We start from the raw sequence: 15,641 nt of genomic DNA on the forward strand, positions 1-15,641 counted from the left end.
CCGACTATATCGAGCCCGCAATCTGGTTCTGAAGGGCATCTCCCATGGCAAAGACTTTCCTCATCACGGGCGTTTCGTCCGGCTTCGGCCGCGCACTGGCCGAGGCCGCATTGCGTGACGGTCATACCGTCACCGGCACCGTGCGCAGCGAGAACGACAAGCAAAAGTTCGAAGCGCTCGGCGCGGGCTTGCACGCGGTGATCCTTGATGTCACCAACTCCGAAGCCATCGCGCCCGCGGTCGCCGAGGTCGAGAACAGGATCGGCGCGATCGACGTTCTGGTGAACAATGCCGGCTATGGCCACGAGGGCATCTTGGAGGAGTCATCGATCGACGATCTGCGGCGCCAATTCGAGGTCAACGTGTTTGGCGCGGTGGCGATGATCCAGGCGGTGCTGCCCTTCATGCGCAAACGACGCGCCGGGCATATCCTCAACATCACGTCGATGGGCGGGATCATCACGATGCCGGGTCTTAGCTACTATCACGGCAGCAAGTTCGCGCTGGAAGGGATTTCCGAGTCCCTTGGCAAGGAAGTCAAGGACCTCGGCATCAAGGTCACCGCGGTCGAGCCCGGCGGCTTCCGCACCGACTGGGCTGGACGATCGATGGTACGAGCAGAACGGTCGATCGCAGACTATGACGCCGTCATCGATCCGATCCGCAAACGTCGTATGGAACTGAGTGGCTGGCAGGTCGGCGATCCCAAAAAGGCCGCGGAGGCGATGCTGAAACTCGCAATGTCGGCCGATCCGCCGGCGCATCTGCTGCTCGGCAGCGATGCCGTGCGGCTGGTCGAGGAAAAAATGAAACTGCTGCAGGCCGAATTCGATGCGTGGAAGAGCGTTTCGCTCTCTACCGACGTTGCCTGAGTTGCATCAGCCGCCCAAGAGTCGAGCGAACTCTGCCGTCCATCAAACGGCATCCTTGAACAACTCACTGCGCAAGCGCAGTGACCCTCACCGGAGGCGCAGCATCCAACTCGGCAATCCGGCGGTCGATCTCACCGGTCACGTGCTTCGAGAACGGCCCGAAGTGCAAGTACAGCGCCATCAGCATCACGATGTAGCGCAGCGCGCCTGGATTGGACTTGGCGACCTCGACAAAGGTCTTCCAGAACGGCTCGCGGACCTCCGGCAGGGTCCGCATGATCTTGTGCACGCCCTCGATGCCGCCAAGCTTTGTGCGCACGTCGCCATCCGGCAGGTCGCGGCGCCGGTCGGAGCGGTCGAGCATGGCGGCAAGCCGCGACAGCCGTCCTGCATATGCCGCCGGGCTGTAGACGTGCCCGAGCACAGCCTTGTAATCCACAAGGATGTCACGAAGAGGACGCTTGGTGTCGAAATTGCAGCCGAGCGTGCATTGGTCGCCGGCCTGCTCGACCTTCATGAGATCATGACCTTCGTGCAGGCGGCCTTCCTGGGCCAGCCGCCGCGTCAGCTGTGTGCCAGGCAGCGCATAGAGCAGTCCAACCATGCAGACTGGAATGCTCGCCTCCTCGATGAAGTCGATCATCGCCTGCGCCATCGAGACTTTCTCGGTATCGAACCCGACGATGAAACCCGCGGTGACGAACATGCCATAGTCGTAGATCTTGTGAACGCTCTCGGCGATGTTGCGCCTGGTGTTCTGCTTTTTCTTCATCTGCACGAGGGTCTCTGGATCCGGGCTCTCAATGCCGACGAAAATTCCGAAGAAGTTCGCGTCCTTCATTGCCTGCAACAGCTCGCTGTCATCAGCGATATTGATCGAGGCTTCGGTCGAGAACTCGAACGGATAGTCGCGCTCTTCCAGCCAGGCCTTGAGCCGCGGCAGCAGGATGCGGAGGTTTTTCTTGTTGCCGATGAAATTGTCGTCGACGAAATCGACATGCCCACGATAACCATGATCGTAGAGCGCTTGTAGCTCCGCGAGAATCTGATCGGGGGTCTTGGTCCGCGGCACGCGACCATACAGCTCAATAATATCGCAGAACTCGCAGGTGAACGGGCAGCCACGCGAATATTGCACGCCAATGAAGAGATAATGATCGAACTTGATCAGATCGTAGCGGGGCATCGGGCTTAGCGTGACGTCGATCTTGAATTTCTCGGCGGTGAACACGCCCTTGCGCTCGCCACGCTCCCAAGCGGCGATGAATTCCGCGATGATATGTTCGGCCTCACCGATCACCTGGAAGTCCGCATCCGCGTAAAGGTGCGGGCTCGAGGAGACATCAGGCCCACCGACGCATACTGGCTTGCCGTTCAGGTGGGCGAGATCGATCAGATGGAGAAAATCAGGCTGCTGATTGAGCATACCGCCGATCATGACGAGATCGGCCCAGTCGAGCTCCGCGTCCGTCAGCTCCGCGTCCGTCAAAGGCTCGGTGTTACGGTTGACGAGACGAATCTCCCAATGCTTCGGCAGCATGGCGGCGACGGTGATCAGTCCGAGTGGCGCCGCCGGATACCTCGCGCCGACGAGTTCGCAAGCTTCCGTGTAGTTCCAGAACGATTCCGGAACGAACTTCGGATAGATCATGAGGACGCGGCAGGGACTCGTCATGTTGCTCCGGTCCGTACCACGCAGCTTCGAGGCTCAAGGGTACATTTGCTCGTCGGTACAGGCATTAAGTGCTCAAAAGGTGGCGGATTGCCAGATGATCTTTCGCCTCACCGTAAACTCCGTCCCGTCCGGGACCTGCCTGCGGTCAGTCAATACGATCGATGTCACTCACCCGCCGGCCCGCGCGTCCAGAGATAACGCACGTCCGGCTCCTTCTCCTCGTTGCGGCAGCCGTCGGTCTGCTCGACCGGCGCAAAGCCGCGCGCCTCGTAGAAGCGCCGCGCCCGCGCATTGCGCTGGAAGGTCCAGAGTTGCAGGCGGTCCGCGCCCTGCCTCGCGATCTCCAGCAGCGCACCGCCGATGCCGCTTCCCCGCACGGCAGGCAGCACGTAGAGCTGCTCGATCCAGTCGTCGCGGAACGCGATCACGCCGCTCATTGCCGTGCCGTCGAAGGCGCCCCACAGCGTGCACGCCGCAAACATCCGTTCGCGGTAGAACCAGCGGTCCTCGTCGGGCGTATGCAGGCCGGCGAGCCACGGCAGCGCGTGATCGAACGCCGCGCGATGCACGCGCGCGGCGGCGTCCATGTCGGCAAGCGCGAGTTGCCTAATACTCAATCCCGAACTCGTCATAGAGGCGGCGGAACACGGCCGGCAGCACCTCGGTGAGATCCTCCGCGATCAGGCCGGGCCCCGCCTCGCTGGCGCCCTCGCCGTGCAACCACACGCCGATGCTCGCCGCCTCGAAGGCCGCGACGCCCTGCGCCAGGAAGCCCGCGATGATGCCGGCGAGCACGTCGCCGGCACCGGCGGTGGCGAGCCACGGCGGCGCGTTGGCGGCGATGGTGGCGCGGCCGTCGGGAGAGGCGATCACCGTATCGGCGCCTTTCAGCAGCACCACCGCGCCGGAACGCTCGGCCGCCGCGCGCACGCGCTCGAGCTTGGAGCGGCCGGGATGCTTGTTGGAGATGTCGCTGAACAGCCGCGGAAACTCGCCGTCATGCGGGGTGAGCACCACCCCAAGGTCGTCGGCGGCCTTGATCGCCTCGAACAGCCGGTCCGGCGTGCCGGCAAAGCTCGTCAGCGCATCGGCATCGAGCACCAGATGCCGCTGTGCCGACAGCGCGGTGTGGACGAAGTCGCGGGTGCGCGCGCTGACGCCGGCGCCAGGTCCGATCACGCAGGCGTTGAGGCGCTTGTCGTCGAGCAACTCGGCGAACTGGATCGGGTTGTCGACCGCGCGCACCATCACCGCGGTCAGCGCCGCCGCGTTGACGGCGAGCGCATCGCGCGGCGAGGCCAGCGTCACGAGGCCGGCGCCGGCGCGCAGCGCCGCGCGCGCGGCGAGCCGCGCCGCCCCGGTCGAGGCGAGATCGCCGGAGACCACGACGGCATGCCCCCTTGCGTATTTGTGGCCGTCGATCCGCGGCACCGGAAACGACCAGCGCCAGACCTGCGGCAGGTTCTCCGCGGTCAGCGGCTTGATCTCGTCGAGCACCTGCGGATCGATGCCGATATCGGCGACGCGGACCCGGCCGCAATACATCCGGCCCGGCAGCAACAGATGCGCCGGCTTCTTGCGGAAAAAGGTGACGGTCTCGGTGGCCTGCACGGCCGCACCCATGACAGCGCCTGATGTACCGTTGATGCCGCTCGGCAGGTCCACCGCCAACACCGGCGTACCGTTGGCGTTGATGGCCGTGATCATCTCCAGCGGATCGCCCTTCACCGGGCGGTTGAGGCCGGCGCCGAACAGCGCATCGATAATCAAGGCCGGCTTGCCGAGCGCCTGCGGGTTGAACGGCAGCACCGGATATTTCCAGCCCTTGGCGGCGAGCGCCGCGTCGCCGTGCAGGCTGTCGCGTTCGCAGAGCAGGATCACCGAGACCTCGCGGCCGCGCGCGGCGAGCTCGGCGGCGGCGACAAAGCCGTCGCCGCCATTATTGCCGCGGCCGGCGACCACGACGATCGGCCCCTCCTCGACCAGCTCCATCGCGGCTTCAGCGACCGCCTGGCCTGCGCTCATCATCAGCGAGAAGCCCGGCGTGCCGGCCGCGATGGTCAGCCGGTCGGCACGCTCCATCTCCGTCGTGGTCAGAACGTCCATGCCGCATCCTCAATCGCTTCGCCTTTTCGAGAGGCAATTCCTGTAACGTTCGCGGGGTTTCTGCTGGCCAACTGCATATGGATTGATCTATTTGCCTATTTGTTAGGCTTGGATATCATAGCCCATGTGGTTCGATATCAGCCGGTTGCCTGTTAAAAGGCTGATAACATTCCGAAATCGGGGGTCTTCACAACTTGGCATAGACCCTGCTTTTGAGGAAGCCGCGCGCAGTGCCGCTCTATGCGACCATTGCGCGTGTTTCCGGCCCGGCGCCGGAAGGCTCAAGACCAACCTAGACTGCGCCCCACGCGCATCGAACTCGACCCTGCAATCTGCAATGCCCGGGAGGCGCTCAGTGAAGAAGATTGAAGCCATCATCAAGCCCTTCAAGCTCGACGAGGTGAAAGAAGCGCTCCAGGAAGTCGGACTGCAAGGCATCACCGTGACCGAGGCCAAGGGATTTGGCCGCCAGAAGGGCCATGCCGAACTCTATCGCGGTGCGGAATACATCGTCGACTTCCTGCCCAAGGTGAAGATCGAGATCGTGATCGGCGACGATCTGGTCGAGAAGGCGATCGACGCGATCCGCCGCGCAGCCCAGACCGGACGCATCGGCGACGGCAAGATCTTCGTCTCCAACATCGAGGAGGCGATCCGCATCCGGACCGGCGAATCCGGGCTGGACGCTATTTGAGCCCGGTGCTATCCGGGAATTTCTGACGCAAAGAGAAATAAAGGCTGCTTCGGCAGCCTGATTTCGTTTGGGCAGTCACACGAACTCGCCAAAAGCGAGAATAACGTCGCTCACCGCTGGAAACCGGCCCGCAAATCCAAAAGGGGTATTCATGAAGACCGCCAAAGACGTCCTGAAATCGATCAAGGACAACGACGTCAAATACGTCGACCTGCGCTTCACCGATCCGCGCGGCAAATGGCAGCACGTGACCTTCGACGTCGGCATGATCGAAGAGGACACCTTTGCCGAAGGCCAGATGTTCGACGGCTCCTCGATCGCCGGCTGGAAGGCGATCAATGAATCCGACATGTGCCTGATGCCCGACCCGCTCACCGCGACGATCGACCCGTTCTTCGCCGAGACCACCATGGTCATCGTTTGCGACGTGCTCGAGCCGACCACCGGCGAGCCCTACAACCGCGACCCGCGTGGCATCGCCAAGAAGGCGGAGGCGATGGTGAAGTCGCAGGGCGTCGGCGACACCGTGTTCGTCGGCCCCGAGGCCGAGTTCTTCGTGTTCGACGACGTGCGCTATTCGGCCGAGCCCTACAACACCGGCTTCCGCCTCGATTCCTCCGAGCTGCCGATCAACTCGGCCACCGAATATGAGGGCGGCAACCTCGGCCACCGTATCCGCACCAAGGCCGGCTACTTCCCGGTGCCGCCGCAGGATTCGGTGCAGGACATGCGCTCCGAAATGCTCGGCGCGATGAGCAAGATGGGCGTCAAGGTCGAGAAGCACCACCACGAAGTCGCTTCGGCCCAGCACGAGCTCGGCATGAAGTTCGACACGCTGACGCTGATGGCCGACCAGATGCAGATCTACAAGTACTGCATCCACCAGGTCGCCCACATCTACGGCAAGACCGCCACCTTCATGCCGAAGCCGGTCTATGGCGACAACGGCTCGGGCATGCACGTCCACCAGTCGATCTGGAAGGACGGCAAGCCGGTGTTCGCCGGCAACAAGTACGCCGACCTGTCGGAGACCTGCCTGCACTACATCGGCGGCATCATCAAGCATGCCAAGGCGATCAACGCCTTCACCAATCCGTCGACCAACTCCTACAAGCGTCTGGTCCCGGGCTATGAGGCTCCGGTGCTGCTCGCCTACTCGGCGCGCAACCGCTCGGCGTCCTGCCGCATCCCCTACACCGCTAACCCGAAGGCCAAGCGCGTCGAGGTGCGTTTCCCCGACCCGATGGCCAATCCCTATCTCGGCTTCGCCGCGATGCTGATGGCCGGCCTCGACGGCATCAAGAACAAGATCGATCCGGGTCCGGCGATGGACAAGGACCTCTACGATCTGCCCAAGGAAGAGCTGAAGCAGATCCCGACCGTGTGCGGCTCGCTCCGCGAGGCGCTCGAGAACCTCGACAAGGACCGCGCCTTCCTCAAGAACGGCGGCGTGTTCGACGACGACTTCATCGACGCCTATATCGAGCTGAAGATGACCGAGGTCGCCCGTTTCGAAATGACCCCGCACCCAGTCGAGTTCGAGATGTACTACTCGCTGTAAGCTTTACGGCTTCTCACGAATGCAAAAGGCGCTTCCGTCGGAAGCGCCTTTTGTTTTGGCGATCTGTAGGATGGGTAGAGCGCAGCGAAATCCATCATCCCAAGGCTTGCACCAGCGCGATGGGTTTCGCTTCGCTCTACCCATCCAACGAAGTTTGTTGTTGCTGCGTCGGTTACGCCTTCACCTTCGCGACCCGCCGCCCGCCGGCGTCGAGCGCGCCGAAGCTGCCCGCGATCATGTCCGGCGTCGGGATCATGCCGCCGAGCGACCAGCTCGCCGGCTCGCCTTCCTCGATCTTGACCCAGACGTTGCGGCGGAAGTCAGGGTTGCCCTGCCCCTCGACCTCGACCATCAGGTCGGTGACGCGCTCGAGCAGCACTTTCTTCTGCGCGACATCGAAGATGCCGCGGACGGTGGAAATGGTGACGTAAGGCATGGTCTCTCTCCATTGCTGAGGTGGTGACGACGCAACCAAGATGGACCGACGCAGCACCATTCAGGCAGTGGCCGATCGGACAGAGATCGGGCAATATCCGCCACCATCGTTCGCGCCGATCGGCTAGGATGCCGGCTGTGGAGGTCCCATGAAACTCGCGATCCTCGCCCTGGAAGGCTGCATGCAGTCGGCGGTCGCCGGCATCGCCGACATCCTCACCCTCGCCAACCATGTGATGGAGCTGCGCGGCAGCAAGGCGCGCTTCGCCTGGCAGACGCTCTCGCTCGACGGCAAGGCGGTGCGCGCGGGCGGCGGCAAGCTGCTCGCGGTCGACGGCGCCGTCAGCAGGCGGACGGCCTGCGACGCGATCATCGTGCCGGGCAGCCTGGTCGATCACCTGACCGCCGAGCGCCTGCAACCGCAATATGACCGTGCCGGCGCCTGGCTGCGCCAGCAACATGCCGGCGGCAAGTTGATCGGCGCGTTCTGCAGCGGCGTGCTGCTGCTCGCCAATGCCGGCCTGCTCGACGGCCGCCGCGCCACCATCACCTGGTGGCTGCAGAGCGAGCTCCGCCGCCGCCATCCCAGGGTCGATCTCGCCAGCGACGCCGTCCTCACCCAGGCCGACCGCATCGTCTGCGCCGCCGGCCCGATGTCGTGGGTCGATCTGCTGCTGCGGCTGATCGAGATCGTCGAAGGCCCGGAGGTCGCAAAGGTCTGCGCCGACTATGCCGTGATCGACACCGCGCAGCGCACGCAAGCGATCTTCATGCCGCTCGGCTACATGCTCGCGCAGGACCCGATGCTGATGAAGGCGGACATGCTGGTGCGCCGCACCGGCAACGCGCCGATCACGGTGCGCCGCCTCGCGCATGCGCTGGGCCTCAGCGAACGCACGCTGAACCGCCGCTTCCGCGAGCTGACCCACGAGCCGCCGCAGGCCTTCATCATGCGCCGCCGCGTCGAGCACGCCCGCACGCTCCTGGAGACGACGACGCAACCGATCAAGACCATCGCCCGCACCACCGGCTATGAAGACGAGAGCAGCTTTCGCAAAGCCTTCCGCAAGCTCACGCTGACCTCGCCCCAGGCCTATCGCGCACAGCGATCGATGCGCGCGGCACAATCGTAGCAATCCCGGAAGACTACGGTCAGCAACACTGACGAACCCTATGAGGTGACGCGAACCGGCACACCGGCTGGTGCTTCGGGATCGACAATAATCGGGGCCGGGTGTTCACTAGCTGCAAGGACCCGAAAGCGGCTTCCGATAAAAACAGACACATTCATTTATGCATGGGGAGAAACGAGATGTCTTTCGTCGCACGACGAATGGCGGCGCTTTCGACCGCCATCATCATCCTCGCTGCCGGTGCAGGCAGCGCATTTGCCCAGAAGAAATACGACACCGGCGCAACCGACACGGAAATCAAGATCGGCAACATCATGCCCTACAGCGGACCGGCATCCGCCTATGGCACCAGCGGCCGGGCTCAGGCGGCCTATTTCCGCAAGGTCAACGCCGAGGGTGGGATCAATGGCCGCAAGATCACCTTCATATCCTATGACGACGGCTACAGTCCGCCGAAAGCCGTCGAGCAGGCGCGCAAGCTGGTCGAAGGCGACGAGGTCCTGCTGATCTTCGCCGCACTCGGCACAGCATCCAACAGCGCCATTCAGAAGTACATGAACGGGAAGAAGGTGCCGCAGCTATTCATCCAGACCGGTGCGACCAAGTGGAATGATCCGCAGAACTTCCCGTGGACCATCGGCTGGCAGCCCAGCTATCAGAGCGAGGGACGAATCTACGCCAAGCACATCCTGAAAGAAAAGCCGGGCGGCAGGATCGCCGTGCTCTACCAGAACGACGACTACGGCAAGGACTACCTGAAAGGCCTGAAGGATGGCCTCGGCGACAAGGCGGCGTCGATGATCGTTGCCGAGGATACCTACGAGGTGGCCGAGCCGACCATCGACACACACATCGTCAAGATGAAATCACTGAATGCCGATGTATTCGTCGACATTGCCACGCCGAAATTCGCGGCGCAGGCCATCAAGAAGGCGGCGGAGATCGGCTGGAAGCCGTTACACATCCTCAATTCGGTCGGTTCCTCGATCGGCGCCGTGATCCAGCCTGCCGGCGTCGAGAACGCGCAGGGGATCATTTCGGTGGCCTATCTGATGGATCCGCTCGATCCACAATGGAAGGATGACCCCGGCATGAAGGCGTTCGACGAATACCTCTCCAAATACTTCCCCGAGGGCAATCGGGCCGATAGCCTAGTGGTGACGGGTTACAATGTGGCGCAGACGCTGGCTCAGGTGCTCAAGCAGTGCGGCGACGATCTCACGCGCGAGAACGTGATGAAGCAGGCCGCGAACCTGAAGGACTTCAGGACCAACAACCTGCTGCCGGGCATCACGATGAACACCAGTCCGATCGACTTCGCTCCGCTCAAGCAGATGCAGCTCAGACGATTCAAGGGCGAGAGATGGGAGCTGTTCGGGCCCATTCTCAGCGCGGAAGTAGGAGGTTAGCGCGATCAGTAGGAGGGGTGAAGCGAAGCGATATCCACCATCTCACGCCTTGCGCAGGGGCGATGGGTTTCGCTTCGCCCTCCCCATCCGATCCCGGTCCGGGCTGTGCAGCGTCACAAGCCATGTCTTTTGACTGAGTTCGATCGCAACGAAAATTGTGCCACAATGACTGGCGGTGGGCGTGCCTGCGGTCGATGCTTGCATCTGACTTCTCTGATGGTTCGAGTGTGGAAACCCAAACCTATCGGAAAGGCCACGCTCACCGCCCCATGGAATCTACGGACCTGCGATCGGACTACACCCGGAACAGCCTTGCATACTTCGCCTTGATCTCCTCGCTCTGCGCCTGCACCTGGGCCGGATCGGCCTTGAGCATCTTGAGCTTGCCGAGCGGCACGTGGCCGGCCTTTTCCTTCACCTTGCCGTGGAACGAGCGGTGCGCGAACTCGTCGGCCAGCAGCTGCTGGGTCTCGGCGCTGAAGACATAGCTCTGGAACAGCCGCGCCGCATTCGGGTTCGGCGCGTTCTTGAAGATGCCGCTCGGCACGATGATGAGCGGCGCGCCCTCAGTCGGATAGATCACCTCGACCGGCTTGCCCTGATCCTTGGCCAGAACAAGATTATAGTCGTTGCCGTCGGCCATGACGGCGCGCTCGCCGAGCAGGATCTTCTTCGGCGGATCGGCCGCCGACTGCACCTGCATCACCCGCTGCTGCGCGAGCTTCTCCAGATAGGGCCAGCCGAGATCGCGCGCCAAGACGAAGGTCGCGGTCATGATCGCGCCCGAGTAGCCCGGGTGGCCCTTGACGATCTTGCCGCGCCATTTCGGATCGAGCAGGTCGGCGTAGCTCTTCGGCGCTTCCTCGCGCTTCACCTGCTCGGTGTTGTAGCCGATCACCTCGAACCAGGCGCAGGATGTCGCTGACGTGCCGTCGGGATCGATCTGGTCGGTGGGAAAATGCTTTGCGACCTCTTCGGGCACATAGGCGGCGAGCCAGTCGTTCTTCTTCCAGTCGAGATAATGGGCAGGGTCGGTCGAGTTGGCGACGTCGACGGCATTGATGCCGCTGCCCTGCTCTTGCGCGATGCGCTGGAAGATCCGCTCGGCGCCGGAGCGCTCGACGCGGACGCTGATGCCTGGATATTTCTGCTCGAAGTCGCGCGCGAGACGCTCGGCCGTGTTGAGCTCAAGCGCGCTGTAGAACGAGATCTTGCCTTCCTTCTTGGCGGCTGCGATCAGCTCCGGCGTCACCGCCTCGGCCGGCGGCGCGGCCGCCCTTAAGGGTTCGGCGAACACCACTCCGGCCGCGGTTGCCGCCGTCGCCTTGAGCCAATCGCGTCTCGACCATTTGCGGTCCTGCATTCCATGCTCCCTGAGATCGGGCCGTTGACCGGCCGCGCCGTTGTTGTGCAGCGATGATAGATCATGATCGATGGAAATGTGCAGCGGTTTTCATCGCCAGCTTTGGCGGAACACCCGCATCCAATTGTCGAAGGCGATCTTGCGCAACGTGGCGTCATCGAAGCCGTGCGCGCGCAGGGCCTGGATCAGGTTCGGCAGATGACTGGCATCCTTGACCGGGAGGGGCATGAGCGCGCCATCGAAGTCGGACCCCAGCGCAACGTGGTCGTCACCCATTCGTTCAACCAGGTAGCCGAGGTGATCGACCACCGTCTCGATCGGGATGTCCGGATCACGCTGCGCGTCCGGGCGCACTTCGGACACACTGAAATTGAAACCTACGAGGCCTCCTGACGCCTTGACCGCGTCGAGCTGCCGGTCGGTCAGGTTGCGCGTCGCACGGCAGATCGCATGCGCGCAGGCGTGGGTCGCCACGATGGGCGCGGTGCTGATTGCAGCGACGTCCCAGAAGCCGCGCTCGTTGAGGTGAGACACGTCGACCATGATGCCGAGCTGGTTGCAGGCCTTCACAAGCGATTTCCCCGCGTCCGTCAAACCGGGACCGGTGTCGGGAGAGCGCGGAAAGGCAAACGGCACGCCATGGCCGAAGATATTGGGCCGGCTCCAGACCGGCCCAAGCGAGCGCAGGCCACGAGCGTAGAGCTGCTCCAGCCCGTCCAGATCGGCGCTGATAGCTTCAGGGCCCTCCAGATGCAATACAATCGCGAATGCGGCGTCTTCGCGTGCCGCCTCGATCTCATCCACGGTTCGCGCCCATCGGATGTTTCCGCCGGCGCGGGCCACCATGGTCTCCAGCGCACTCAATTGCGCATTGATGGTGCGGCGCGCGTAAGCCGGATCGAGCGGGTCCGCGAGACGGACCTCGTATCCGTCAGCCGTTCGCGTGACACCGCCCTCCCGCGGATGTTCCGCCCCGGCGAACATCGCGAACAGACCACCGATCATGCCGCCTTCGCGCGCACGCGGCAGGTCGAGATGGCCTTCCTCCGAGCGCATCAGAAAATCGCGCCCGCCTTCCCGGTATTCGGCGAGGTGTTGAACGGCGTCATTGTGGCCATCGAAGATCGCAACCTTGCCGCTTGCCTGCACCGCGCTGCCCTCTCGTCCAACTTGCCTCACTCAGGCTACGGCAACGCTGACGGGTCCACACCCTATTTCTTGTCCGGCGGATTCTCGCGCAGGAAGCGTTCAAGATCGGGCTGCACGGAGTAAGGCTGCGGAACCGGATCGCCCTGGAAGTCGACCTGAAGGTCGAGGCAGCGCCGCAGCATCCGCGCCAGCTCGCTGCGCCGATAGGGTTTTGTCAGCAGCGGAATGCCATGGCCGCTCCGGCCCTGCTGGGCCGGCAGCACGCCATCGCTGTAGCCCGAGGTGAACAACACCCGCAGTGCCGGACGCCCGGCCATCAGCGTATCAGCCAATTGCCGGCCGTTCATGCTGCCGGGCATCACGATGTCGGTGAATAACAGATCGAACGCGGTGCCGCGGTTGACGATCGCGAGCGCGGCGTCGGCATTCGCCGCGACCAGCACCTTGTAACCGAGGCTTTCGAGCTGGCCCGTGACGTAGTCGCGGATCGTGGGGTCGTCCTCGACACACAGGATCGTCTCGTTGCCGCCCTTGACCGGCAGATCGTCCTCCTCGGCCGCGCGCTGCGCGATGCCGTCGGCCTTCGGCAGATAGATCCTGAAGTTGGTGCCGCGCCCCCGCTCGCTCCTGACCTCGATCCCGCCGCCGCTCTGCTTGACGAAGCCGAACACCATGCTGAGCCCGAGCCCGGTGCCCTGCCCGACCTCCTTGGTGGAGAAGAACGGATCGAAGATCTTCTCCAGATGCGACGGCGAAATCCCGACCCCGGTATCGATCACCTCGATCACGAGATGGTCGCCGGCGCGCTCGACGCCGTGCGCCACCGCCTCGGGAATCCCGAGCTGGATGTTGCGGGTCGCAAAGGTCAGCGCGCCGCCATCGGGCATCGCATCGCGCGCATTGATGGCGAGATTGACCAGCGCCGCACCGAGCTGACCGCGGTCGACAAAGGCGAGCCAAGCGTCGCGGCCGAGCTCCGTCCTGATCTCGGTCTGCGAACCCAGCGTCTGCGACAGCAGCCGCACCACTTCGCCGATCAGGTCGCTGACGTCGGTCTCGGCCGGCTGCAACGGCTGCTTGCGCGCGAATGCCAGCAGGCTCGAGGTGAGCTGCGCGCCGCGATCGGCGGCATCGCTGATCAGCTTGGCGATCGCGGCAAGCTGCGGGTTGTCCTTGACCCCGTCGGCCAGGATCTCGATCGTGCCGGTGATCACCGTCAGCATGTTGTTGAAGTCGTGCGCAATGCCGCCGGTCAGCCGCCCGAGCGATTCCGTCTTTTGCGCCTGGATCAACTGCTCCTCGGCGATCCGGCGCTGGGTGACGTCCCTGACAAAGGAATTGATGATCCAGCCATCGCCGCGGCGCAGCGCATTGAGCGACACCTCGACATAGAACCGGTGGCCGTCGCGGTGCACGGACGCGGTTTCATAGCGCATGCCCATGCCGCCGGCCGCGGTCTCCTGCAGGAAGCGGGTGATCCGCTGCCGGTGCGCAAGGCGAAGCTCCTCCGGAAACACCAGTTCGACCACGCGGTAACCGACCGCCTCGGACCGCGTCCAGCCGGTCAGCGCCTCGGCCTGCGGGCTCCAGTCGAGAATGATGCCGTCCTGGTCGGTCTGGACGAAGGCATCGAGCGCGGTCCTGATGATGGCCTGCGCCATCTGCTCGCCCTCGACCAGGGCCTGGTGCGCCCGCCGTTGCGCGGTGACATCGTGCAGCACGGCGACCGCGCCGCGCAGATTGCCGGCATCGTCGCGCAGCGGCCGCGCATTGGCGACGAGGCAGACCTCCGGATCCGGCGCCTGGGGCCTTACGATCAGCTCGAAATCGTCGACGTCGTCGCCGCGCAGCGAACGCGCCATCGGCGTGTCCGCGATCGGCATCACGGTCGTGCCGTCGGGATAATAGTTCTGGAAGGTGCGAACGCCGGTCAGGGTGTCAAAACCGGGTTCGACACTGTACAGCCGCCGCGCCGCGGCGTTGGCGATCACGACCATCCCGTGCTCATCGGCGACCACCACCGGATCGCGGATGCTCTCGACGGTCTTCTCCAGCAGGTGCTGCCTGCTGCCCAATTGCGCCGACAGTTCGGCAAGCGTGGCGGCGAGTTCGGCGGTCTCGTCGCTGTCGGCTGAGCGTATCGGAGCCTGCTCGCCGCGCGACGACGCCTCCGCCGCCCGCACCAGCTGGGCAGGCGTTCCGGACAGCGACCTCGCAATCATCTCAGCCGTCATCAACACCACCATAATCGCGCCGCCGGCGAGCAGAATGCCGGGCCAGGTGACGCCATGGATGAAGCCCAGCGCAAGCAGGAGCGCGACGACGGGAAGCATCATCCCCATCGCCAGACGGCCCGACAAATTCATCACGACCAACTCATCGTGTCGGCTGCACCGGAAAATGGAAAAGGAAAAACAGTATCCGGAAAGGATTGTCGGCGCCGGGGCAATATCCGGTGGCTAGCGCCTAGTTGCTTAGCCGAGTCCGGGCCGGCGATCCGCCACTTTCGTATCCGTATTAGTACGGAGAAGAAGCGGCTCCGTGCGGCACCATGGCCAAGTTGGAATGCTCGCATTCCAGGAGCGCGCCATCCGTCCGCGGTCACTCGACTACGCGCTCGACGCGGGCACACGCCCGCCGGCGTCAGCTGCGATGAACGAAGTCAAAGGGTGCTCGCGCCGATCAACGTCGCTCAAATGAATCCAGAGACCTTGGTGTGTTTGAACGCAGCAACCGCGTGGGGCAGTGACAGCAGGCGATTTTAAGATTTGGCCAGCGATCGTAAAAGCGATTGCCCACTCTCCAAGCCACCATGTCGACGGTCGACTCGTGGTTGAGACAGGGCGATGTACTCCCCGAGCCGTGGCTCAACTCTTTGGTCAATTGGAGAGTGGGACCGACGTGAAGGTAACCGACGTGAAGGTCCTGGGACTTGTTCGCTTGGGGCAAGCAGCCCCTCCGAGCATCCGTCTGTGGTAACCCGATTTTGCCAATTACCCGTTGCCACGATGGATATAGACTTCAAGAGCCAGGATTTTGCAGTTCCTTCCTGGGGCTAGGGCCGACGCCGACCGCATGGATTTTAAGCGGGCGGCGTTGTGCTATCGGGGCTCGCGAACATCGCAATCGGGACGGCCGCCGGCGCGTCTTCCGGGGCTAGGGCGGCGGGCGCCGAAGCCGTCCCAATCACAGCGCTCCGATCTGGAACGCAATTTCATTGTATCGGCAAAAGGCGGCAAGGGAG

Annotated in this window: 12 protein-coding genes; 5 read left to right on the forward strand and 7 right to left on the reverse strand. The window is 63.5% G+C overall.

Features of this window, described 5'->3' with window-relative positions:
• The first annotated feature begins 44 nt into the window (after positions 1 to 44).
• A complete protein-coding gene (locus G6P99_RS25925; RefSeq protein WP_029082864.1) occupies positions 45 to 872 on the forward strand; it encodes an oxidoreductase in 828 nt (275 codons plus the stop codon).
• A gap of 64 nt (positions 873 to 936) precedes the next feature.
• Here G6P99_RS25925 and G6P99_RS25930 read toward each other — a convergent pair whose 3' ends face one another.
• The 3 genes from G6P99_RS25930 to G6P99_RS25940 form a co-directional block, all read right to left on the reverse strand.
• Positions 937 to 2,547 (reverse strand): B12-binding domain-containing radical SAM protein, encoded by a 1,611-nt coding sequence (locus G6P99_RS25930; RefSeq protein WP_029082863.1) that lies wholly within the window; start codon positions 2,545 to 2,547, stop codon positions 937 to 939.
• Between the two features lie 164 nt (positions 2,548 to 2,711).
• A complete protein-coding gene (locus G6P99_RS25935; protein ID WP_035977452.1) occupies positions 2,712 to 3,179 on the reverse strand; it encodes a GNAT family N-acetyltransferase in 468 nt (155 codons plus the stop codon).
• The gene (locus tag G6P99_RS25940) at positions 3,154 to 4,653 is read right to left on the reverse strand and encodes a bifunctional ADP-dependent NAD(P)H-hydrate dehydratase/NAD(P)H-hydrate epimerase (RefSeq protein ID WP_029082861.1); all 1,500 of its coding nucleotides are present in this window, start codon (positions 4,651 to 4,653) and stop codon (positions 3,154 to 3,156) included. The genes G6P99_RS25935 and G6P99_RS25940 overlap by 26 nt, the downstream gene beginning before the upstream one ends.
• A 355-nt stretch (positions 4,654 to 5,008) precedes the next feature.
• Between G6P99_RS25940 and G6P99_RS25945 the strand changes: the two genes are divergently transcribed.
• The gene (locus G6P99_RS25945) at positions 5,009 to 5,347 is read left to right on the forward strand and encodes a P-II family nitrogen regulator (protein WP_011441447.1); all 339 of its coding nucleotides are present in this window, start codon (positions 5,009 to 5,011) and stop codon (positions 5,345 to 5,347) included.
• Between the two features lie 151 nt (positions 5,348 to 5,498).
• A complete protein-coding gene (gene glnA, locus G6P99_RS25950; protein ID WP_029082860.1) occupies positions 5,499 to 6,908 on the forward strand; it encodes a type I glutamate--ammonia ligase in 1,410 nt (469 codons plus the stop codon).
• Between the two features lie 172 nt (positions 6,909 to 7,080).
• Here glnA and G6P99_RS25955 read toward each other — a convergent pair whose 3' ends face one another.
• Complete coding sequence (locus G6P99_RS25955) at positions 7,081 to 7,344, reverse strand: tautomerase family protein (protein WP_029082859.1); 264 nt, start codon at positions 7,342 to 7,344, stop codon at positions 7,081 to 7,083.
• A 148-nt stretch (positions 7,345 to 7,492) separates the two neighbouring features.
• Here G6P99_RS25955 and G6P99_RS25960 point away from each other — a divergent pair, with 148 nt between their 5' ends.
• Positions 7,493 to 8,476, forward strand: coding sequence for a GlxA family transcriptional regulator (locus tag G6P99_RS25960; protein WP_029082858.1), 984 nt, complete (start codon positions 7,493 to 7,495; stop codon positions 8,474 to 8,476).
• 179 nt (positions 8,477 to 8,655) lie between these two features.
• The gene (locus tag G6P99_RS25965; protein ID WP_029082857.1) at positions 8,656 to 9,885 is read left to right on the forward strand and encodes an ABC transporter substrate-binding protein; all 1,230 of its coding nucleotides are present in this window, start codon (positions 8,656 to 8,658) and stop codon (positions 9,883 to 9,885) included.
• Positions 9,886 to 10,180: 295 nt separating this feature from the next.
• Here G6P99_RS25965 and G6P99_RS25970 read toward each other — a convergent pair whose 3' ends face one another.
• The 3 genes from G6P99_RS25970 to G6P99_RS25980 all read right to left on the reverse strand — a co-directional run bounded on the left by G6P99_RS25970 (position 10,181) and on the right by G6P99_RS25980 (position 14,763).
• Complete coding sequence (locus tag G6P99_RS25970; RefSeq protein WP_029082856.1) at positions 10,181 to 11,248, reverse strand: ABC transporter substrate-binding protein; 1,068 nt, start codon at positions 11,246 to 11,248, stop codon at positions 10,181 to 10,183.
• 90 nt (positions 11,249 to 11,338) lie between these two features.
• Complete coding sequence (locus G6P99_RS25975) at positions 11,339 to 12,427, reverse strand: dipeptidase (RefSeq protein ID WP_334261661.1); 1,089 nt, start codon at positions 12,425 to 12,427, stop codon at positions 11,339 to 11,341.
• Positions 12,428 to 12,459: 32 nt separating this feature from the next.
• Entirely contained in the window at positions 12,460 to 14,763 is a 2,304-nt protein-coding gene (locus G6P99_RS25980; RefSeq protein WP_051346505.1) for a PAS domain S-box protein, read from the reverse strand.
• Between the last annotated feature and the right edge of the window lie 878 nt (positions 14,764 to 15,641).

Source organism: Bradyrhizobium sp. 6(2017), from assembly GCF_011058295.2.
Classification (GTDB): domain Bacteria; phylum Pseudomonadota; class Alphaproteobacteria; order Rhizobiales; family Xanthobacteraceae; genus Bradyrhizobium; species Bradyrhizobium septentrionale.

Excerpts from the sequence above, each read along its gene's own strand:
- G6P99_RS25925 (WP_029082864.1), top strand. The coding sequence starts at position 45 with ATGGCAAAGACTTTCCTCATCACGGGCGTTTCGTCCGGCTTCGGCCGC.
- G6P99_RS25930 (WP_029082863.1), bottom strand. The coding sequence starts at position 2,547 with ATGACGAGTCCCTGCCGCGTCCTCATGATCTATCCGAAGTTCGTTCCG.
- G6P99_RS25935 (WP_035977452.1), bottom strand. The coding sequence starts at position 3,179 with ATGACGAGTTCGGGATTGAGTATTAGGCAACTCGCGCTTGCCGACATG.
- G6P99_RS25940 (WP_029082861.1), bottom strand. The coding sequence starts at position 4,653 with ATGGACGTTCTGACCACGACGGAGATGGAGCGTGCCGACCGGCTGACC.
- glnA (WP_029082860.1), top strand. The coding sequence starts at position 5,499 with ATGAAGACCGCCAAAGACGTCCTGAAATCGATCAAGGACAACGACGTC.
- G6P99_RS25955 (WP_029082859.1), bottom strand. The coding sequence starts at position 7,344 with ATGCCTTACGTCACCATTTCCACCGTCCGCGGCATCTTCGATGTCGCG.
- G6P99_RS25960 (WP_029082858.1), top strand. The coding sequence starts at position 7,493 with ATGAAACTCGCGATCCTCGCCCTGGAAGGCTGCATGCAGTCGGCGGTC.
- G6P99_RS25965 (WP_029082857.1), top strand. The coding sequence starts at position 8,656 with ATGTCTTTCGTCGCACGACGAATGGCGGCGCTTTCGACCGCCATCATC.
- G6P99_RS25970 (WP_029082856.1), bottom strand. The coding sequence starts at position 11,248 with ATGCAGGACCGCAAATGGTCGAGACGCGATTGGCTCAAGGCGACGGCG.
- G6P99_RS25980 (WP_051346505.1), bottom strand. The coding sequence starts at position 14,763 with ATGAATTTGTCGGGCCGTCTGGCGATGGGGATGATGCTTCCCGTCGTC.